This is a genomic window from Nostoc cycadae WK-1, assembly GCF_002897135.1.
Lineage (GTDB): Bacteria > Cyanobacteriota > Cyanobacteriia > Cyanobacteriales > Nostocaceae > Nostoc_B.
This window is the reverse complement of the sequence record NZ_DF978428.1, coordinates 283,411-305,518: the sequence shown is the minus strand read 5'-3', so window position 1 is coordinate 305,518 and position 22,108 is coordinate 283,411. Positions and strand designations below refer to the sequence as shown.

Below are 22,108 nucleotides of genomic sequence, written 5' to 3'. Positions count from 1 at the left end.
GTTTATAAATTTTTCACTTAACTCAATCGCCACAACTGCTAAAAAGCTATTGTCTTTACTCAGCGTTAGTAAAAATATCATCTGCGGTTATTAACTAGTCAGATTTTTTAAGAAGACAACTATATTTTTTATATACAGATATTTGTATTTTTATAATTATTAATAATGCTATTGTTTTTAACATTTAATGGCTTATATTTTCGTCAATTTACGTAGAATAAACCACCTTTAATTAGGGAAAGCTTACTGTGCTTGGCTTATTATACTAAGGTTTGAATTGTGATGTATTTTTCGCTACATTTTTTTAAAAAATATATTTAAGTATTTTTATTTACTTACTTTTAGCAAAACCTCAAGCAATATATTTTATCCGTAAAATACTAGCATTATTTATAACTCTCAGTATATTGCTATTTAAATTAGCTCATCTATTACAAAAATTCCGTCATTAGAATCTAATAAAGATTTTTCAATAGCATTGACTATTTATCTTGAATTATTTACGCTCAAAAAATATTTTTATTTAGCTGATTAACTTATAAGTATCAAGTTAATTTGACACTTAATAGTTAAAAGGTATGAAAAAATATACCGGATTATATTTGGTCGATTTATGAAATTTCTCAAATAAGTTTTGTAATTGCTAAAAATATTCCTGGATTTAATTCTGGTGAATTGTTTAACTAATTAAAAATTTCATAGAGGCTAAAATGATTTTTAATCAACGGCAAATCATGATCAACTTGCCAACTCACAAAGTTAACATTAAAAATGTATCTGCTATTTTGCGTCGCCGACGCTTTTTAGTTCTAGGTGTGTCTTGTGCAGTAATGTCAGTTGTTGGCTTAATTGCTGTGAATACAAAATCTCATTACCAAAGTTCTATGCAATTGCTGCTGAGTTCTTATCCACAACAAGGAGTTACAACAAGTGATATTGTGAATGGAACTGATAGCGAAATTTTAAACTTGAATCCACCAGTTTTAGATTACACAGCGCAGATAAACAGAGTTTTGAGTCCCCAACTCATTGAACAAGCTGTATCTTTACTACGATCTGATTATCCTGATATTACAATAGAAGACATTAACGGTAAACAAGCTAAACTTACAGTAGCCAAGTTAAACGAGAAAATTATAACTAATAATGTCCCTTCACAAATATTAGAAATTTCTTTCATTGATGGCGATCCAGTTAAAACAAAAAAAGTGCTGCAAGCACTACAACAAGTTTATCAAAACTATAATATTCAACAGCAAAAAGAACGTTTAAATAAAGGTCTAGCTTTTATTAATGCTCGCATTCCTCAACTGAAAAAAGAGGTCAATCAAGCAGAAAAAAACTTAGAATATTTTCGTCGTAAACATAATCTGCTTGATCCAGAAATACAAACCAAAATTTTGATTGAATCTTTAGCTGAGGTGCAACAGCAGTTACAAATCACTCGCGCCCAGATGCAAGATGTACAAGCTCGCTACAATAACTTACAACAAGAAGTCGCTACTTCAGCCCATAAAGCCAGAATAAATTCATATTTAAGTCAATCAAGTAGCTACCAAACACTATTAAATGATTTTAAAAAGACTGAACTAACTTTAGCAACAGAGCAGAAGCGCTATACGGATGAGTCTCCCATAATCCAACAACTGAAAGAACAACGCCAGAATCAGTTATGGCTCTTAAAAAAAGAGGTTAATCAATTATTAGGAGACATCAAACAACCTAATGCTAATCCAGAACAGACAGAAGGAGTTGACCCTAGACTATTACAAGAATTATTTCAAGTCCAAACCACAGCTTTAGGACTAGTCGCCAACGAAAAGAGTTTGGCTGAAACAGAACAAAGGCTAAGATTTGAATTTAGTAAATATCCCAGCTTAATAGCGCAATATAACCGTTTATTACCAGAGGCGAAAGCTAAACGCAAACAACTTGAGCAACTGCTTCAAGCACAACAATCTTTGGGTTTAAAAATTGCCCAAGGAGGGTGGGAATGGCAGGTGTTAGAAGAACCAAGTTTAGGCAAACTCATCGGAATTAACAGATTATCACTGTTGTTAGGAGGTCTACTAGTTAGTCCTATTTTAGGTATTGCCGTAGCCTTAAGCTGGGGAATGTTTACCCGGACTATTTACTCAACAAAAGAATTACAACAGTCAACAAATTTACGCTTATTGGGGTCGGTTCCCAAATTAGCGCCAAGAGGATTGAAGAAATGGTTACCAAATATTTCGGGAAATAAACAACGTAATATAAACTATGATTTTGGAGAAACTGATAGTTGGTTGCCATGCCATGAAACGTTAGATATCCTCTACCAAAACCTTCAGATATCCAAGTATTCTTTACATTCCAAATCTTTGATGTTTACTTCAGCTTTATCTGGAGAAGGTAAGACTACTTTGTTATTGGGACTGGCGGCTAGTGCGGCTAGAATGCACAGACGCATTCTGCTAATTGATGCTAACTTTCGGTATCCTAACCTACATAAAATTCTGCAATTATCAAATGATTGGGGTTTATCTCTATTATTGCTAGATGAAACAAGCAACCAAATTCATAATTATATTCAACCTGTTCATCCGTTAATTGATGTTTTAACTGCTGGGCCTAAACCAGAAGATACTATTAGATTACTCAGTTCTCAGCGAATGAAAGAACTGATTAAACGGTTTGAGCAAACTTATGATTTAGTGCTAGTTGATGCTCCGCCAATTTTAGGTACAGCCGATGCCAGAATTTTAGCTGGATATTGCCATGAAGTTGTCATGGTAGGGCGTATGGGTCAACTTACCCAAACTGATTTAATGCAAGCGCAAGAAATTTTGAGCCAGTTAAATTTAATTGGTATTATCGCTAATGGCGTAAGAAGCCATCAACAGGTTTAATTTTGTCAATATCCCATAGTTATCATTTATATTTCTTCTGTTTCCTATCTCCTATTTCTGCATTTTTCTGTGCCACTTTTTCTCATCTCTCCAAAAAATACAGTGCATAATTGATAGGAGGCGGCAACCTCCTATGTTGGAGAACTGTCTCATCTTGAGTGGTAGATGCCATAGTCCCAAGCATCAAGCAGATACTAGTGTGATTAGATGATCAGCATGAAATTCCAACTGTTTTTAGGCTCTTTATTTTCTCAGGTTAAATTCCGGCATTGGTGGATGGGTATCCTCTTGTGGATTGCTTTGGTTGCTCCTGCTCAAGCATCGGTAATTTTACGCGTGGCCATTGAGAGGGGAGTTAATCAAGTAAAAGTCGGGAGTTCTACATCTGCTTTGGTTAAGGATAGTACTGGACGCACCCTAGGGCAATTACCTGCTATGAGCGCCTATTATGCTCAAGCAATTTCTGGAGGAATTGCGTTAGATAAGTGGCAGTCTGGTTTATTTTGGATTGAACCAACAGGTAAAGGATTTGTTTATATTGGCGATCGCTGGTATCGAGGTAGAACTTTAGTTGTCCCTACAGAAAAAGGCTTAACTGCGGTTAACTGGGTTGATGCCGAAGAGTACCTCTACAGTGTCCTGGGTGGCGAAATGGATACTAGTTGGCCACAGGAAGCTCTCAAAGCCCAAGCGATCGCAGCTCGTACTTACGCTCTCTACGAACGGGAAAAACAACGCAATAATCCCATTTACGATTTAGGTGATAGCCCGGATCGCTGGCAAATTTATAAAGGAGTTATGAGTGAATCTCCTTCTACTTATGCGGCGGTGGATGGTACAACTGGACAGGTTCTTACTTATAACAACAAAATTATTCTCTCTGTTTTCCATGCTTGTTCAGGCGGACATACGGAAAATGTGGAAGATGTTTGGGGAAATACTTTGCCTTACCTGCGGGCTGTTCAAGATTATGATCAAAATGTTAGCGAGTGTAATTGGGTGAAAACCTTCTCACCTGCGGAAATTAGTGCCAGAATTTCTGGTGTAGGCAATGTCAAGGAAATAATTCCCGAACAATACTCGCCCTTTCGTAGTGTCAAAGCCTTAAAAATTGTGGGAGATAAAGGTACAAAAGTCTTACAAGGTGAGGCGGTACGTACCGCACTCAAACTGAAAAGTACTCGTTTTAATGTGAGTAAAAGTGCAGATGGGAGTTTTGTACTGCAAGGCTTAGGATTTGGTCATGGGTTAGGAATGAGTCAATGGGGCGCATACAACCTAGCTCGACGCGGCATCAACCATTTGCAAATTTTGGGTCATTATTATCAAGGTGTAGCTCTCACGCCGATTAAAGCGAAGTAGTAACAAGGTATGAAGTGTGAAGTATGAAGAATGAAATTTATCCTTCATACTTCACCAATTATTCTCCACTTTGTAGGCGCTTTTGCCATTCAGCCTCAATTTGGGCAGAATTCTTGATTTCCTGGTCTAATAAGTCGTTTTCTGTGGAATAGACTAAATCTTTGTTTTCAATAATATTTTCTGTGGCAAATTGTTGGGCATAGTCAATCTTTTGCTGTAAATTTGCACCTGGATTGGTTAATAATTTGGCGCGAGACAAGCGATCGCGGTTACGTGCCACAATTTTTTGATTACGCCACTGAATCCAAAAATAACGTACTAACGGTACACCCAAAAAACCTATACCGTAAGCCAACAACAGCCAATAAATACCTTGAACAAAAGCGACTAGTCCGCCCAACTGTGCCGCAACTGTGCCATCTCTTAACAAATTTCCCAGTACTAAAGCCCCAACAAAATTGAGCATTCCTAAACCAGCACTCAACATAATTTGTCCAGAATCAGCCCGGCTGAAACGCCAAGGTAATTCTTCTAAGTAAACTGGTACTGACTGACGACCTTTATTACTGGCTTTAACTTGTAATTCTGGAAAATAATAAACGATTTGTCCCTCAGAACTAACTTTTGGTTGGCCGTTGAATTTTATGAGTACAGGCAGCATATAATCTTCGTACTCTTGTTTATAGCCTGGGCCAAGCTCATCTAAATAGGGCGCAATTTGTTCTGCTACCACTGCACCACGCTGATGGCGAATTAAAGTCGCTATTTCTTGCCAACGTCGTTCTTCTAATTTGGCATTAGGATTACCATCACCAAACAAAAACGAAAACACCGCCTCGAAGAAATTCATCTCGCTACCTTGACGGCTAGTTTGTCGTCTTTGTTGGTAGGAAGTATTGTAGTAATTTGGACTAAAATACCAAAATAAATCTGGGAAAAAGAAGAAACCGCCACCGCGGCTACTACCTCGATTGTCGTTATCGCGATCGGAACTAGCAGCAGTAATAATAATAACGATGCTAATAGTAATTAAAGCGATCGACAGAACTAAAAATATCCCAAAAGAAATGCGAATTAAGTAGAAAAGAATTCCCCAAACCTTTTGCCACCATTCTTGCAAACGTAACTGGAAATATTTATTACGTAAAATTGCTCTAAAGTTGGGCGGAAATAGGTAAACAATATCACCTGTTTCTGCTACTTGTAAATGTCCACCCGCATCGGCAGCTAAAGCAAGTAACCCTTGCCCAGCCTCTGCAATATTTAATCCTGCTTGGGTCGCCACATCACCGATGGTAACTCGATAACCAAGTTGTTCCACAGCGTGCATGATAGTGGGATTGGGAGCCATTGCTCTCCCCTCCTATTTAAATTGACTCTATCTTTATCTAGTATAAAGTTTTATTTTCGGAGCCTTGGGAGATGCTGATGAATTCTCAATTGATTAATAAAATCAGCAAAAATAATACTGTCTATATGTTAAAATTATATGCCTTGGCTTGGTTAACCAGCAAATTTTCTCTCCGCAAATATGGTTCAGTATACTCTCGCCCAAAGTCCAGAAATCATCCTCACTATTCCTGGCAAAGATTCAGCTAAAGCCCGTGATAAAGCAATGGATCAGTTGATGGAACTGATGGATGCAGGTAAACTCCCCACGGAATTAGAAGAAGGATTTGGCCCTCAACAATTAATTGAAGTTAAGGAATCAACTGTTGATACTGCGAATAACGGTGAGGATGCCATTACTCAAGCAGTCCAATTGTTAAGTAACTTAGCTACACTAAAGTTAAAAGTGCAAGAATCGCGCACTGAAGCATTAGAAATTCGTAAATCGGTTGACGTGCTTTTCTCCGATAACTCTGTTACCGAAGAGGAAATTACTCGTCTTAAAGAAGGTTTTAAGGTTCTGAAAAATTTTGCCCAAGCAAATCTGCGTTACCAAGAAGCGCGAACTAAAGCAGAACAGGCTCGGCAAGTTTTGGATCAGGCTTTAAAATCCCCTGAAACTTAAAACTTGAGAAGTCAGAATTTTAAATTCTGACTTCTGGAAGATGATTTAGCGTCTTCTGATGCCTCTAAAAACAGAGTTAGCTTGGTCGTCGCTATTTTCTGTTTCTACTTCCACGATTTCAGCACTACCACTGTTTTTGTAGTATTGCTGATAGTAGTTATGAGAAACAGGTGTTGAATCTTTTGACTTGTTGGCAATCATCCCTAACAGGGGTGTACCAGATATCTGAATTTCTTCCAAAACTTGCTGTAGGGCAGTACGTTTTAAATGACCTAAGCCAGCTACCATCACAATACCATTGGTGTTGGATGCTAAAAGATAAGCGTCCGCAAATCCTAGTAGGGGTGGCGTGTCATAAATCACTAAATCGAAACTGCTTTGCAGTTCGTCCATTAAATCTTGCATTTTCTTAGAAGCCAGTAACCGCACTGAGTCGGGAGGTGTTGGCCCCGCAGTCATCACAAACAGATTGTCTTCAATGGGCGATCGCTCAATGACATTTTCCCAATCCAAATCTTGGGCAATTACATCAGTCAAACCTTGAACGTTCAAAATGCCAAGTCGCTGGTGTAAAGTCGGACAACGGAGGTTAGAATCTACTAGCAACACTCGCTGCCCCATTGCGGCAGCGGCTTGTGCTAAATTTACCGCCACAGTAGATTTACCATCTCCTTGTCCGGCGGAACTAATTACCAAAGACCGGATTGGATCGTCCGAACCCAACAACATAATATTGGTGTAAAGCGATCGGAAAATTTCAAAGAAAGAAGCTCGATTAGTTTGTTGCAAACCTCTGGATAAATTGGATTGGGGTGCTGCTTCTAATTCTTTTCTCAGAGGTACAATTCCTAGTAATGGTAGCTTTGTACTGTTCTTCAACTCTTGAACAGTGTAGAAAATATTGCTGAGTTTATCGACAATTAAAGCTGCTCCTATCCCCAAAACTAATCCTAAAACACCACCAATTGCTAAGTTCAGCTTGGCATTGTTAGAAATCGCACTTGGTTTATTAACTGTAGCTAATTTCGGATCAAGTAACCGCCAAGGTTGTTGTTTTTGGGCTTTTTCAATTTCTAGAGCTTGTTGTTTAGTCGTAAATTGAGTCAGACTACCGTTGGCAATTCCTAATTGTTGTTGAATATTGCTGTAATCACGACTCAGAGTAGCTAAATATCTTACGTCGTTATTGAGATTTTTGATTTTGTCATATAAAAACTGATCGCGTGCTGAAACAGAACGAATTTGGCTTTGCAATTCTTTTTGCAGACGCATTTCCTCTCCAGCCAGCAAAGGAAGTAAATAAGCTTTTCTTTCTCTAAGCGTTTGCATTGCTGGATTTTCTTCACTATATATGGCTGATTTTTGAGCGATTTCAATATCAACCGCTTGGATTTGATCCAGTATCCTTTGATAACGCCCATTTTCACTCAGCAAAGAATTACCTGCTCGTTCGCCACGACTTTGAGCTAATTCTCTTTGCAAATCCTGATATCTTGCGACTAATTGCTCTAGTTGTAACCGATTCTCTATCCGCTGTTGTCGCAATCCAGCTAATTGACCAGCTAATTCTTGCGCTCTTTGAGTTGGATCAATTAAGTTATTTTCTACTTGTAAATTTCTGAGTTGATTTTGCCAATATTTTACCCGTGCTTCTATTGGTTTTCTTTGTTTATCAACGAACTCAATCGCTTGATCAACATCTAACTGACGTTCTTGTAAACTATACGCTAAATAAGCATCAGCTAGTAGCTTAGAAACATCACTAACTAATTTGGGGTCTGGGTGTGTATATTGGACAGTTAAAATATCTGGGGATTGTGAACCGATGCTTAAGCCAGAAGCTAGAGAATTATAAGTAATATATGGATATTTAGTCCTTAGCTTTTCCACAATCGGATCGAGTACTCGCGGACTACGTAGTACTTGAATAGTTGTATTACCACCGCCATCGCCTTTATTTGAGGAAGCTACCACCCTAGGGGTGGCATCTTCATCAGAAATTGTCTGAGGTACACTAGCTATCACCTTTGTCTCTCCAGTTACCTGTCTGGTTAAAATATCAAACGAACCCAGATATACAGGAGGATCGGTTTCTGCCTTTAACACCGCTACTGTAGCTACTAAAGCAGTGATCCCAGAAATTAGCAATAATCGACGACGCAGAATGGCGAAAATCTGCCCTACATGCAATTCATCGTCATCATTGTTGTTGAACTGAGCAGATTTAGCTTGTGACAGGTAAGGGTGTTTTTCTGACTTCAGCATAGTGTTTGTAAATTAAACGACTGGGGTTTGATGCAGCAAAAACCGCGATCTGAATTTTGGCGTAGATGCTTAGAATGCTTGTAAGTTACCTTGTCTGTTGCTATGCCCTGGCAATTAAGTGAATTGACTAACTAACCAATCCGTTAGACAATTTTCAGTATGCAGGTATTATGAAAAACTTAGTTCATACACTTATCATTGTGGTTACAGTTTTACAAATACAGCTTAGTAAAGGGTAACGCAATACAAATACAGTAACATTGCGTAGGCTAATTTTGTTCGCCCTACCGAATATTCCTTTTTAGCTATACGAAATTTTTAATTAAACTGCAAGAAATTTTTAACTTCCTAGCTCTGTGTAATATTGTGGCCGGAAAAAAATTTATCTAGTGGATTAACTTATAACGGATTTAGCATCATAGCAAAGTTAGTACTTCCGCACGGGCTAAAAAAATCTACCCATAGATGAATAAGAGTGTGAGAGGATTTTTGATTAAGTCCTAAAATCGCTGAGTGATGAGTATAAACTCCGTATTTTTAAAGCATTGAGCCGTCAATATAGTCCTAATTGATGGTTCGACTAGCATAATTTGTATGTTGCTTGATATTGAGCTTATTAAAAACTTATCCAGCAAGTATATGTATCTGCGACTGGATTTTTGTAGTGAGATGTCATGAGGAGAGAGTTATATACAAATTAAAAAAAGGTAGAGTTTTCTACCTTTTTTTATACTGGGGCGCTAGGATTCGAACCTAGGGATGGCGGGACCAAAACCCGCTGCCTTACCACTTGGCTACGCCCCATCGCTTCACCTCTGTTAATATAGCAGTCCTTGGTGGGTTAGTGTCAAGTACTTTGATAGTAAATTTTAGGAAAGAAATTCAGATGCGATTGACTAGATGTGAGGATACAGTTCGTTGCTAAGAATGGTTATAGCAAATGGTGGTAGTTACTTAACACGGTCTGCTGGAGAAAAACTGTACCAGGTATACCAGTGACGGACTGCTAACCAAACCGCCGAAAGTAAACTGGCTCCACTTAAAGTCAGACCACTAAATGGAACTAATAATCCACACACTGGTAGCACTGCTCCAGCAATAGAACAGATAATTACAGCAATAGAAGCGCTGCGATTGGCACCTAATCCCCAACTTAATGTGAGAAAGATGAGGGAAATCATTGTCCAGGCTAATTCAGGATTTATGAAGCGAGCCAGGTAAGTCAAAGTCAAAATACATGCAAAGAACATACCAGATGCGATCGCCACATTTTGCAAACTCATTGGTACTGACAAATACAACAGCAATATCCACCAGAGAAATAATACTGGTGATAATAATAACAACCGAGGCATGATCCCCGTATTACGGATAGGTGTGGTGTTGGTAAAAACTCCAAAAGGATTTTTTACAGAAACATTGTCATTAAATATCCAAGTATACTGAGTGCTACGGCGATCAGCTTTAATTTCCTTCGGTACAATACCACTAGCAAACTCAACAGGAGTAAAGTTAGCGGTTGCTGTCAGACGAAAGTTGCTGAGGATTTGTCCCGCAGCATTGTAAACCCAGCGCGGCCCTCCTTGAGCTTGATAAGTAACGCGAAAGTTAGCTGTTTCTCCTGGTTGCAAACTGAAGGGAAACCCATAGTCTCCAGGGTTCACAAGTTCGAGTCGAGTTCCGGAACGCTCGACTTTGTAGTTAGACAGCAGTGAGTAGCCATCGGGTGGTGGTGCTTCAAAGAAAAAACTTTGAACATTTTGGAGTCGATTGACGACTTTATAATCTGCACTGTAATCTATGCGATAAACGGCACTACGACCTTGAACATCCGTGTTTTGCTCAAGTTTGACCTGAATCTGCGATCCTGCCAAGGACAGAAAACGAGTAACTTCACGTGTATCGTTGACTTTAACTATTTTGCCGTTGACTTGGTTGTTATAAGTGAACGGCTCTTGAATCACATAGCGGACTTGCGGTGCTGTCTGCTCTAATTTATCGCCAGCAACTGTTTGGGCAATTTGTACAACCTTTGCCTGTTCCCAATGATGATAGCGATTGCCTAAAGTAGAAGTAAGAAAAAATCCGACTACCAACAGAACTAATATCAGAGTCAGGTGCTGTAATCCCCGTAAAAGTTGGGAGTAACGCACAACCCACTCACCAAGAAAAATCATGTTGTCTTCTTGATGGCGACGCAAGGCAAAACTTATAAGTGCGATCGCTACACCCAAGGCTATAACTAAAAATACTAATAAAATAGAAGCCTTGAGTAGTTGGTTGCCAAACTGAATCAGTTCTATTGGATGTGTCAGATCAGGTAATCCAGGAATACCTTGATTAGAAGAAGACATTGATATTTTTTTTACAGAATTTGAAAACTCAGACTGATGAAATCTCGCAAAAGTTTCGCCAACAATGTCTACGCATTTTACTTGTATACGGATTAACTGACTAAGCAGAACACAGAATTTTCACTAATCAACATTTTTTACTGATTACCGTCGTTGCTGGCTGTTTGACAAACAATCTCCATAGAATTAGCTTCAGGGGTTCCAGGTTGAGGGGTAATTTCTTGCTTGGTTTGTTTTTCAGTAACTAACTGACCATCTGCACTGTAGATAGAAGATGTTTCAGAAAATAAACGACCTTCAGTACATGAAGCACGAAAAGTAGTTTTTGTGAGACCATTACCCTGTTTTTGCAAGATAGTATACTTACTTCCTTGCACCGAGCCTGCATCTAAAATAATTGGATTACCATCATGATCAGCACCTACTTGTATATGAAATGCTAATTGGTTATTAGTAGTTTGAGCTATAGCTGTATTACCTACTAACAATGTCACTGCTACTACAACGCTACTAAAGCTCTTTAAAAACATACGCTTTATTTAAATGTGTCGAACTATATATTCTTTTGTATTCATATTTACTTGATTTTTGGTGCGGTAAAATCACTGGAAAATTTAAGAATCCAAATCTAGTTTTATGAAAAATTGCGCTGATTTTAGTTAATAAATAGACTTTTTTGTTACATTTAAAATTAGCTAACATAAGTCTTTTTACGTAATATTTAGCATCATAAAAAAACCGTAGGGGAACTGCTACGGTTTTCTAGGTATATTACTGAACTCTAACCTTATGTGAAAAGCTGATATCTTACAACTTCAGCTCTTTACCTAATCTCTAATCTCTAGGCAAACAGTTTAACGGCTTTCAACTCATTCGTCATCACAGTCCTGACAAACCTAACTTGGTGAAATCTTCATCTATGACTACCGTAAATTTATATTTATTGCGTTAATTTTATGCAGTATTTTTCAATATTTTTAAGTATTAATACTCTAAACTCTTGATTTAAATATACATTTCTCTGTAAAATTTTGATTAAATTGTTAAAATAAACACTTCTATGTTTACGATAAAATTCAGTGAACAGGTAGGAAAAGACCATGAAAAAACCCCGTAAAGTCTTCGGGGTAATAGCTGCGACAATTTCGGAGTGATTTCACTGGATTAGTTATCAAAAATACAGCCAGGAGATTGCTTTGACTAGACCTTTGCTTCCAAAGATTTGAGCAACTCAGTATTCACACCAGACTCACGAGTCAGGGCTATTTTACCAGTCCGGGCTATTTCCCTAAGACCAAATTTTTGTAGCACCTGTACAATCGCTACCATCTTTCCGGGGTCTCCCACTACTTCCAAAGTAAGAGAATCTTCCGCTACATCGACAACCCGCGCTCGGAAAATCTGAGCCAGTTCAATAACTTCAGAACGGTGAGTGCTATTAGCATTCACTTTCAAAAGCATTAACTCTCGCTCTACACAGGGAGTTTCTGTAATATCTTGAACTTTAAGCACATTAACCAGCTTGTATAGTTGTTTGGTGATTTGTTCGATTATGCGATCGTCACCAGCCACAACCATCGTAATGCGGGAAACTCCTCCCTGCTCCGCTTGGCCAACAGCAAGGCTTTCTATGTTATAGCCACGGCGGGCAAACAAACTAGAAATGCGGGAAAGAACACCCGCTTCGTCTTCTACTAGAACAGAAAGGGTATGTTTCATCTTTGCCAACACAGGCTCAGGTAGCATATTACTAACGCAAACACTAGCTAATGGCTACCTTACACGTACTGTTAAACTAAATTTTTTGATAAGTGTGATTTTCTATTTTAAACTTATACCTGCACTCATTACACTTTCTAGATAGAAGTTCTCGACAAATCATACTGAAAGTAGAAACCTTCTGAAGTGTAGATCTTTTCCTTGACAGATGAAAATAATGACAAAGAACCATTATCTTCAAAATGTTATGGAATGTTCATAGGAGAGCAGCATTTATGGGTTGGTTAAAAAGATTATTCGGTTTGGAAAAACCACAAAATGCACAAGTCAATCCGGCTCCGCAAGCAGTACCCCAAGCTGCTACTGCTGCGCCTACAGCAACTCAATCTATGCCACCAGAACGGATCGGATTGAATGGCGAATATGACCAAAGTGGATTGGCCAAGCGGGTAGCATTAGCATTTGATCAAGATCAGCAGCTTGATGACATAGACACACTTTGGGTTGCTCAGACTGGTGGAACTGTAGTTCTCAAAGGTAAAGTTCCTAGCCAGGAGATTCTCAACAAGATGGTTTCTGTAGCCCGCGCTGTCAATGGTGCTACAGAAGTTGATACAGCACAAGTCCAAATAGGCTAGATCTGCGTGAATGAATTCTGTACGACTGGCGGATAGTGTGGCGTAAAGCCTTCTCTTCTCTTTCAGAAACGCTAACGCGAACGAGAGGCTTTACCAACGACATAGCTTCGCTTAGAGCGAGTCCGCGAGCGTCAGAATAACGGAGTTTAAGGCTCCCACCAAATTTTCAATTTGGTGGTTAAGGAGCTTTTTGAAGTGTGGTCTTCAATTAGTTAGTCGCGGGTCAAAATTGCTTAATGATTGATTCTGACTCCTGAATTCTAACTTGTGAATTCTTCTTCAACACTGGCGATCGCCAAAACATCGAGTCATCCAATCTAAAATTGCTTGGTTAATTTGTTCTGGACACTCATCATGAGGGCAATGTCCTACATTCTCTAGGTTGAGTAGTTCTAATTTGTTGTTGTATTGAGCAAATCGAGTAGCCAATACAGGTGGAACAAAGCGGTCTTTTTGTCCCCAAATTAACAGCATAGGAATTGTTAATTTGGGCAATACAGCTTTGACACTAGGACTAAAATTAACACCGATCGCCGCTTTAAATAAAGCACTAAAAGCCCGCGCCGAACCTCTGTCTTGGGGAGGCCCAGCCAAAATTTCTATAAGTTCATCGGTAATAGCTTCGGGATTTGCATAAGCCAAACTCGCCCAGCGCCGTAAGACGCTGGGTTGACGCACAAACTGAAATACTGGCTGCAATACTAACGGGGAAGCAACAATATTTTTGATAGTTTTCACAATTGGTCGCAAAACAGCAGGTATCGCTTCTTGTTCTAATGATGGGTCAGGTAAACTCATCATGACAATGCCTTGCACCATATCAGGGTGAGCCGCTGCTGCTGCTAAGGAAATCAATGAACCATTAGAATTTCCTACCAATACAACAGGTTGGCGGATAAATGCTCGCCAGAATTCGTATACCTGCTCAACCCATAATTCTATGCTGTAATTTGCTGGAGCTTTTTCCGAAGCGCCAAAACCCAGCATATCTAAAGCATAAACTGTATGATATTCACCCAAAACTTCTAAATTATGCCGCCAATGTCCAATAGAAGCACCAAACCCATGTAGCAAAATTAAGGGCGTTGAGTTATTGTAATTGGCGCTAGGGCGGATGTAAGTATAACGAGTTTGCCAGCCCCGCCAAACCCAGTCTCTTTGATTGCCAACTCGCTGTTGCCAGTGTACCGCTGTGGTCAAGCTTACCTCCGATGCTGGAAGATGTGCATACTATATACATCCAATATAAAAGCTGTCTATTGAAGTCTGAAATTTTTAGACAGCCAGTTATGGGAAAACTCACGACTGACTAAGGAAAATATTCTGATTCCCCTACTCCCGAACCCTAATATATATTTTCGTGTATTTGTCAACAGTAAATAAAATAATTGTTACAATAAATAATTTTGCCTTTGCTTGTGTAATTTAAGTTAACTATTGCAGAGAAATTTTTGTCATTATGAGTAGAATGACAAATACAGCCGTTAGTAACTAGACTATAGATTAGTTACTCTAGAATCAAAGACTGATTGTTAAGTCCTCAGTTATTTTAAGTATTGTACTTCTGAGGCATACCGAGCAAAACCAAACTATATTCTAAAAAGAGAGCTTCCATAAATCATAATGCCTGTGATTGAGAAAAAAAGAACTCGCGATCTGCCCCAAATCAACGAGAGAATCCGCTTCCCGAAAATTAGAGTCATTGATACTGATGGCTCCCAACTAGGAATTATCACTCCTCAGGAAGCATTACAACTAGCAGAAGAAAAAGAGCTAGATTTGGTGCTGCTGAGTGATAAGGCTGACCCGCCAGTTTGCCGAATTATGGACTACGGGAAATACAAATTTGAACAGGAGAAGAAGGCGCGGGAAGCCCGGAAAAAGCAGCACACGGCTGATGTCAAGGAAGTAAAGATGCGCTACAAAATCGAAGAACACGATTACAACGTGCGTGTGAAACAAGCAGAGCGCTTCTTGAAAGATGGTGATAAAGTCAAAGCTACTGTTATGTTTCGGGGTCGAGAAATTCAACACAGTGACTTAGCAGAAGATTTACTCAAGCGTATGGCGACAGATCTTGAACCTTTTGGAGAAGTGCAACAAGCACCGAAAAAAGAGGGAAGAAATATGATGATGTTGATTTCGCCGAAGAAATAAGCTTTAACTTTTCTGAACACAACGCATAGTTTACAGCTAGAAATAGCATAGCGACCATAAATCGCAGAAGTTTATCAAAAACTGATAGTCCTGAGAGCTGAGTGGGAAACATAATACTCAGTTGCTCAGGACTCTTGCTTTTTAAGTGCTGAGTGCGATGTTTGCTCGAACTGTTGCAGGGTGATATCAGAAAGTTAAACTGCATGGAACTGAAAAATTACTCGTTGGTTGTCAATAAAGGTGTTCTCTCACGACTGCTACAGTGGGTAAATCTGCGACCAGAGGAAGGTGAACGTACATGGATTATGTTTGCCTTTTACACAACTGTATCTATTGGATTACGCTGGGCAGAGGATAGTACAGTAGCACTGTTTTTAGATGAATATGGGGCTGGTCCGTTGCCTTGGATGTACATTGCTAGTGCAGCAACGGGTGCAGGGTTGGTTTTTGTTTATTCTTGGCTGCAAAAGATTTTTCCTTTGCGTTGGGTAGTGGTGGCGATCGCGCCTTGTATGGTTGTGCCGCTGATATTCTTGGTATTATTGCGTGAGGGATTACATCTTTCGTACCTAGCAGTAATTTTGGTATTCATCCTGCGACTGTGGGTAGATGGACTTTATGTAGTTAACGACCTCAACACTTCAATTGTTGCTAACCAAATATTTAACATCCGGGAAATTAAACGCACTTACCCATTAGTTAGTAGTGGATTATTAGTAGCAGATGTCATTAGTGGCTTTAGTTTGCCGTGGATTTTGCAATTTGTCAAACTAGAAAAAGTCATTTTAATTGCTTGTTTATTGATTGTTTTAGGGTCAGCAATTTTAGCTTATTTAAGTAATCAATATCGAGCCGCCTTTCCTGATGCGCCACAACGTCAAGTTCCCCATGAACAAGCTTCTCGATATCGACGGATTCAAGCACCACTGCGCCGCTATACATGGCAGTTATTTGCGTTTGTTGGTCTTTTACAAGTTATTGGACTATTAGTCGATTTTCAATATCTCCGGGAATTAAAATCTAATTTAGGCGATCGCGACCTTGCTAGTTTTTTAGGTATATTCGGGGGGATTGTCGGGCTATGTGAGTTAGGAACTCAATGGTTTGTTTCCAGCCGCCTGATCGAACGGATTGGTGTATTTTTCACCGCCGCACTGTTACCGATTAGTGTTGGCTTTGTTGTCCCAACTGCGATCGCTTTATTAAATTTATTCCCCGCTTTGCATTCTTATGGCATTTTTTGGGGATTAGTCAGTTTAAAATTTTGTGATGAATTACTGCGCTACACCTTTGTTGTTAGCAGTGGGCCAGTACTTTATCAACCCATTCCCGAACGGCTACGCAGCCACATGCAGGCATTATCTGGCGGAACAGCCGAAGCGATCGCCACAGGTGGATCTGGATTACTAATTTTGGCGACTTTGTTTGTTTGTAACCGAGTTGTTCCCACTGTATTACAAGAGTGGGTATTTGTTGGTGAAACTGTATTAGCGGCTGCTACCTGTTTAAGAGTTGTTTGGGTATTGCGATCGCGTTATGTTGATTTGTTAGTTTTAAGCGCAGAACGGGGCGAATTAAGTGCTTCTAACGTCGGCTTGCGTGTCTTTAAACAGGGGGTAGTCAAAGCTTTAGGTGAAAAAGGTAGTACCACAGATAAACACTCTTGTATTGAACTTTTAGCCCAAATTGATCCCCAAGGAGCAGCCGAAGTTTTAGCACCCCTACTGTTGAAGTTACCGCCAGAATTACAGCGCCAAAGTTTGGAAGTTATGTTTATGGGTGGGGCGAATCCTGCTTATATTTCGGATGTGCGCCTGTTAATTGAACAACTCCCAGAAAAAATTGATCCAGAAGTTTTGGCTTTGGCGTTGCGCTATGTTTGGCTGGCTGAGGAAAATCCTAATTTGAGTCAATTAGAAGAATATTTGCACGCGCGACACCATTCCTTAATTCGCGCCACCGCCGCCGCTTTGATTTTGCGTCAGGGAACGCCGATACAAAAAGTAGCAGCTACCAAAACTCTGCAAAGGATGTTGACTCATCAACAAGAACGAGAACGCATCAATGGAGTCAAAGCCTTAAGAGAAACAGTTTATCTTCAAGCTCTGCGAATTCATATCCCCAATTTATTGCAGGATGAATCTTTGCGTGTGCGCTGTGCTGTTTTGGAAATGATTGCAGCGACTCGCTTAGAAGATTACTATTCAGCCTTGATTGCTGCACTTTACTATAAATCAACTCGCAGCACGGCTATGCGTGCCTTAGCCAAACTGGAGAATGAAGCTTTAGATATGCTGTTGCGGTTGGCTACCAATACTTATAAGCCAGAAATAGTGCGGATGTATGCGTGGCGAACAATTGCGCACATTCCTACCTTAGAAGCGATTGAAGCCCTCTGGCTACACTTAGAAAAATCTTGGGGTGCAACTAGATATCAAATTTTGCGTAGTTTACTCAAAGTGCAGAAACAACCAGAAACCAGCAATCGAGTAGACCGCTTCCATCAAACTAGGGTAGAAAGTTTAATTGAGCAAGAGTTAAAGTTTTTAGGAGAAATTTACTCTGCTTACATTGACTTGCAAAAACCACCAACTCTGGACAATTATTCCACATCCCAAAGAGCAGCGGTTGTCTGCGAATTGTTGCAACGATCGCTGCTAGAACTAGAAATAGATGGACGAGAACGGTTACTTTTACTATTGAAGCTGCTGTATTCACCCGAAAAAATGCAAGCAGCAGCCTTTAACTTGCGATCGCCCTCTGGAACAAACATCGCCAGAGGTTTAGAAATTTTAGAGCATACAGTTACTCTGCCTGTAAAATCTCTGTTGTTGAATATTTTAGACAAGCGATCGCACCAAGAAAAACTGCATTATTTAGTAGAAGCTGAATTAGTAGAATATGAACCAATGCCAGTCAGTGAGCGACTACAGAAAATGCTGAGTTTGGATAATTTCCTGTCTGATTGGTGTTTAGCCTGCTGTTTTCATCTGGCGCAAGTTAGCCGCATTCGCTTAACTAGTAAAGAGATTTTACTAGCCTTGCGTCATCCTACAGGCTTTGTACGAGAAGCAGCGATCGCATATTTAAATGCAGTTTCTCATCGTGTGCTTTTAGAGCTATTACCAAAATTACAACAAGATACACATCCATTAGTAGCCACCCAAGTCAAAGAACTAATGAAAAAATACTCGAATCGCCGTCCTTCTGCTAGTCACAAGGATGCGACTGTAACTAGAAATTGAGCAATTTGCGTGACAATATAATTAGCCTGCATGATGCGCCAGCTTACAAAGCCGAATCAAAAATTTGTTGTGCTGTCAATTCTAGTTGGGGAAATAAAGGTGATGTAATCGCATCATCTCCCCTAAACACAGTCATTTGATAATCTCCATCAACTAAATTACAAATGGTAATGGTTTGTTGTTTAGGATTACCAGTAAATCTTTTGCCACCGAGTGCAGCATAGTCTACAATCCAATACTCAGGAATTCCCATTTCTTCATAGTCCCTGAATTTGTCGTAGTAGTCATCTCGCCAATTGGTGCTAACGACTTCAATGGTAATTGGTATAGACGCAGCTTGAATAACAGTCGATTGCTTGCTCCACAGTGGTTCATTAACAAGATGGTCGTGATTTAATACTAAAATGTCGGGAGAATAGGTTGAGTTATTGCCCTCAATTTTGATCAAGGCAGTTTTGGGAATGCGAAACGGAAGTCCCATTTGTAAAAACTGAAAAGTAATCTGTGCTGCCAAAAATCCAACAACATTTTCGTGTTCACCAGTTGGGGGCGGCATTTCAACAATAACTCCTTGATGTAGCTCATATTGCACCCCATTCGAGGGATACCAATCAATAAATTGTTCAAAAGTTGCTAATTTGGGTAGGGTTTGAGTCATAATTCCCACTTCCACATATATTTGACTTTATCATCGCTACTGCGAGATTGTGCCACAGGATAAAAACTGGTTAACCCTCCAAATACCGTACAATCTGGGAATCTATCGCTGCAAGTTTTTATTGATAGAATCGCTATGGTGATATTTAAATCTATCTCAGCCTGATGAAAAGCGATCGCACACAAAACCTACAAACCTGTTTTCAACGTCCTGAACTACTTGCGCCCGCAGGTAACTGGGAATGTGCTAAAGCTGCTGTCGAAAATGGGGCTGATGCGATTTATTTTGGGTTGGATAGATTTAACGCCAGAATGCGGGCGCAAAATTTTACAGAAGCTGATTTACCACAATTGATGCAGTTTTTACACCTGCGGGGTGTCAAAGGCTATGTCACAGTTAATACACTGATATTTCCTAAAGAATTAACAGATGCACAGCAATATCTCCGCACCATTATTGCGGCTGGGGTAGATGCGGTAATTGTGCAAGATGTTGGTATTTGTCGTCTCATTCGTCACCTTTCACCAGATTTTCCTATCCATGCGTCCACTCAGATGACTATCACCAGCGCGGCTGGAGTAGAATTTGCTAAATCTCTCGGTTGTCAGTTGGTAGTACTGGCGCGGGAATGTTCTATTAAAGAGATTCAGAAAATTCAGCAAGCCACAACTTTACCATTAGAAGTTTTTGTTCACGGTGCTTTGTGTGTCGCTTATTCTGGTCAGTGTTTGACGAGTGAAGCTTTGGGTGGACGTTCGGCTAACCGGGGTGAGTGCGCCCAAGCTTGTCGGATGCCTTATGATTTAATCGTTGATGGTGAAATTGTCGATTTACCGGAACGCAAATATTTATTGAGTCCGCAAGATTTAGCAGGGTTAGAAGTATTACCTGATTTGGTGAAGGCTGGGGTAACTAGTTTGAAAATTGAAGGGCGGTTGAAAGCGCCGGAATATGTTGCGAATGTTACTCGTGTTTACCGAGAAGCTTTGGATAAGGTGATGGCGGAGTTAGAGAGACCTAACCCCCTAACCCCCTTACCGCGCAGGGAAGGGGGAAGTAGAACTCCCCTCTCCGCTTCGGAAAGGGGTTGGGGGAAAGGTCAAGAACAATACAACTTAGAAATGGCGTTTTCTCGTGGATTATATACTGGCTGGTTTAATGGGATTAATAATCAAGAATTAGTTCATGCACGGTTTGGGAAGAAACGCGGGGTTTATTTGGGCGAAGTTACCCGCATTCGTAACGAACAGGTGACGATGAAGTTAGAAGCACCTGTGAAACCAGGAGATGGAATTGTTTTTGACTGCGGTCATCCAGAGGGAAAGGAAGAAGGCGGTCGAGTTTATACGGTGACGCAGAAAGGTCAGGAAGTTGTACTCACTTTTGGTAAAGATAACTTGAATTTTCAGCGAGTGCATATCGGTGATAAAGTTTGGAAAACCAGTGACCCAGAATTAGATAAACAGCTGCGTCAGAGTTTTGCTGGAGAGAACCCCCAATTTCAACGTCCGATAGCTTTGGAAATTTATGGGGAAGTTGGGGAATTGTTGATGGCGATCGCCCGCGATGAACTTGGTAATATCGTACAAGTAGAATCGGCGATCGCACTAGCCGAAGCGCACACTAAACCTTTAGATACAGACCGTTTGCAAGAACAGTTCGGTCGTTTGGGGAACACTCCCTTTTGTTTAGGAACTTTAACTAATCATCTCAATGGTGCTGTAATGGTTCCCGTGAGTGAGTTAAATCGGATGCGTCGAGAAATCGTCGCGCAGTTAGAAGCGTTACGCACTCAACCCAAACGCTGGGAACTGCGTTCTAATATTTCTTTGCAAGACCTACTTCCGGCTAAATCTTCTTCATCTCCCGCATCTCCTTCACTCATAGTTCTAGTCCGCAACCTCAAGCAACTCCAAGCCGCCCTGAATACTGGTGTAGAAACTCTCTACTGCGAATTTGAAGACCCCCGCGCCTACCGCCAAGCCGTACAACTAGTGAGGGCGAATGGCCGTTCGCCCCTACCTCAAATCTGGGTTGCACCTCCCCGCATTACCAAACCTGGAGAAAACTGGATTTTACAGCAAGTACAGACTGCAAATGCTGACGGCTATTTAGTGCGGAATTATGATCAGTTACAATTTTTTGGTGCAGACAAATGCGTAGGTGATTTCTCACTTAACGTTGCTAATGCTTTAACCGCAGATTACTTTCAGCAGCACTTTGGTTTAGAAAGGCTAACTCCATCCTATGACTTAAATATTGCTCAACTTGAAGACTTACTTAGCAGTTGTCCACCCCAATGGTTTGAAGTGACAATTCATCAGCATATCCCTATGTTTCACATGGAACATTGTGTTTTTTGCGCCTTTCTTTCAGAAGGCATAGACTATACCAACTGTGGTAGACCCTGCGAAAAACATGAAGTAAAGTTACGCGACCGTGTGGGTAGTGAACATGTTCTGCAAGCTGATGCAGGTTGTCGTAACACAGTATTTAATGGCACAGCCCAAACCGGAGCAGAATACGTACAGCGTTTGATAGAACTGGGTTTACGCCATTTCCGCATTGAATTTGTCAATGAAACACCAGAACAAGTGACTAAAACAATACAGCGTTACCGTCAGCTACTCCAAGGCGAAATTTCTGGTTCTCAACTTTGGCGAGAATTGAAGTTACAAAATCAATTAGGTGTAACACGCGGCCCCTTGGGTTTATCTACAGTTGGCGGTGGGAGGAAGTTGTAATATTGTGTCCGGTCAAATTATCATTAAGACCGCAGAGGAAGAGTTTTTGGGTTTTGTGCATAGA

At 40.2% G+C, this 22,108-nt stretch carries 14 protein-coding genes and 1 tRNA gene; 7 read left to right on the top strand and 8 right to left on the bottom strand.

Annotated elements, in window-relative coordinates:
* Window positions 1-710: 710 nt before the first annotated feature.
* On the top strand, window positions 711-2,888 hold the full coding sequence (locus NCWK1_RS13935) for a GumC family protein (protein ID WP_103125116.1): 2,178 nt from the start codon (window positions 711-713) through the stop codon (window positions 2,886-2,888).
* Between the two features lie 216 nt (window positions 2,889-3,104).
* Window positions 3,105-4,250: a SpoIID/LytB domain-containing protein gene (locus NCWK1_RS13930; RefSeq protein ID WP_103125115.1), complete on the top strand. Its 1,146-nt coding sequence runs from the start codon at window positions 3,105-3,107 to the stop codon at window positions 4,248-4,250.
* 58 nt (window positions 4,251-4,308) lie between these two features.
* Here NCWK1_RS13930 and NCWK1_RS13925 read toward each other — a convergent pair whose 3' ends face one another.
* Window positions 4,309-5,601, bottom strand: a complete 1,293-nt coding sequence (locus NCWK1_RS13925; protein ID WP_103125114.1) for a hypothetical protein — start codon at window positions 5,599-5,601, stop codon at window positions 4,309-4,311.
* A gap of 180 nt (window positions 5,602-5,781) precedes the next feature.
* Between NCWK1_RS13925 and NCWK1_RS13920 the strand changes: the two genes are divergently transcribed.
* Window positions 5,782-6,264 (top strand): hypothetical protein, encoded by a 483-nt coding sequence (locus NCWK1_RS13920; protein WP_096583067.1) that lies wholly within the window; start codon window positions 5,782-5,784, stop codon window positions 6,262-6,264.
* A 45-nt stretch (window positions 6,265-6,309) separates the two neighbouring features.
* Here NCWK1_RS13920 and NCWK1_RS13915 read toward each other — a convergent pair whose 3' ends face one another.
* From NCWK1_RS13915 to ilvN, 5 genes are all read right to left on the bottom strand, one after another.
* Window positions 6,310-8,529: a GumC family protein gene (locus tag NCWK1_RS13915; protein ID WP_103125113.1), complete on the bottom strand. Its 2,220-nt coding sequence runs from the start codon at window positions 8,527-8,529 to the stop codon at window positions 6,310-6,312.
* Between the two features lie 732 nt (window positions 8,530-9,261).
* Window positions 9,262-9,333, bottom strand: a tRNA-Gln gene (locus NCWK1_RS13910).
* A 146-nt stretch (window positions 9,334-9,479) separates the two neighbouring features.
* Window positions 9,480-10,883, bottom strand: coding sequence for a hypothetical protein (locus NCWK1_RS13905; protein ID WP_103125112.1), 1,404 nt, complete (start codon window positions 10,881-10,883; stop codon window positions 9,480-9,482).
* 137 nt (window positions 10,884-11,020) lie between these two features.
* The gene (locus NCWK1_RS13900; protein WP_103125111.1) at window positions 11,021-11,413 is read right to left on the bottom strand and encodes a hypothetical protein; all 393 of its coding nucleotides are present in this window, start codon (window positions 11,411-11,413) and stop codon (window positions 11,021-11,023) included.
* A gap of 670 nt (window positions 11,414-12,083) precedes the next feature.
* Window positions 12,084-12,602 carry an acetolactate synthase small subunit gene (ilvN, locus tag NCWK1_RS13895; RefSeq protein WP_096585593.1) on the bottom strand — a complete coding sequence of 173 codons (519 nt, stop codon included), beginning with the start codon at window positions 12,600-12,602 and terminating at the stop codon, window positions 12,084-12,086.
* A gap of 275 nt (window positions 12,603-12,877) precedes the next feature.
* On the opposite strand from ilvN, the gene NCWK1_RS13890 reads away from it, so the two are divergent.
* Window positions 12,878-13,240, top strand: a complete 363-nt coding sequence (locus NCWK1_RS13890; protein ID WP_096583075.1) for a BON domain-containing protein — start codon at window positions 12,878-12,880, stop codon at window positions 13,238-13,240.
* 279 nt (window positions 13,241-13,519) lie between these two features.
* Here NCWK1_RS13890 and NCWK1_RS13885 read toward each other — a convergent pair whose 3' ends face one another.
* A complete protein-coding gene (locus tag NCWK1_RS13885) occupies window positions 13,520-14,440 on the bottom strand; it encodes an alpha/beta fold hydrolase (RefSeq protein WP_096583077.1) in 921 nt (306 codons plus the stop codon).
* A gap of 423 nt (window positions 14,441-14,863) precedes the next feature.
* Between NCWK1_RS13885 and infC the strand changes: the two genes are divergently transcribed.
* Window positions 14,864-15,397 (top strand): translation initiation factor IF-3, encoded by a 534-nt coding sequence (infC, locus tag NCWK1_RS13880; protein ID WP_015111888.1) that lies wholly within the window; start codon window positions 14,864-14,866, stop codon window positions 15,395-15,397.
* Window positions 15,398-15,600: 203 nt separating this feature from the next.
* The gene (locus NCWK1_RS13875; RefSeq protein ID WP_103125110.1) at window positions 15,601-18,642 is read left to right on the top strand and encodes an MFS transporter; all 3,042 of its coding nucleotides are present in this window, start codon (window positions 15,601-15,603) and stop codon (window positions 18,640-18,642) included.
* Between the two features lie 43 nt (window positions 18,643-18,685).
* On the opposite strand, the gene NCWK1_RS13870 is transcribed toward NCWK1_RS13875, so the two are convergent.
* The gene (locus tag NCWK1_RS13870; RefSeq protein ID WP_103125109.1) at window positions 18,686-19,300 is read right to left on the bottom strand and encodes a Uma2 family endonuclease; all 615 of its coding nucleotides are present in this window, start codon (window positions 19,298-19,300) and stop codon (window positions 18,686-18,688) included.
* Between the two features lie 164 nt (window positions 19,301-19,464).
* Here NCWK1_RS13870 and NCWK1_RS13865 point away from each other — a divergent pair, with 164 nt between their 5' ends.
* Window positions 19,465-22,044, top strand: coding sequence for a U32 family peptidase (locus tag NCWK1_RS13865; protein ID WP_103125108.1), 2,580 nt, complete (start codon window positions 19,465-19,467; stop codon window positions 22,042-22,044).
* Window positions 22,045-22,108: the final 64 nt, after the last annotated feature.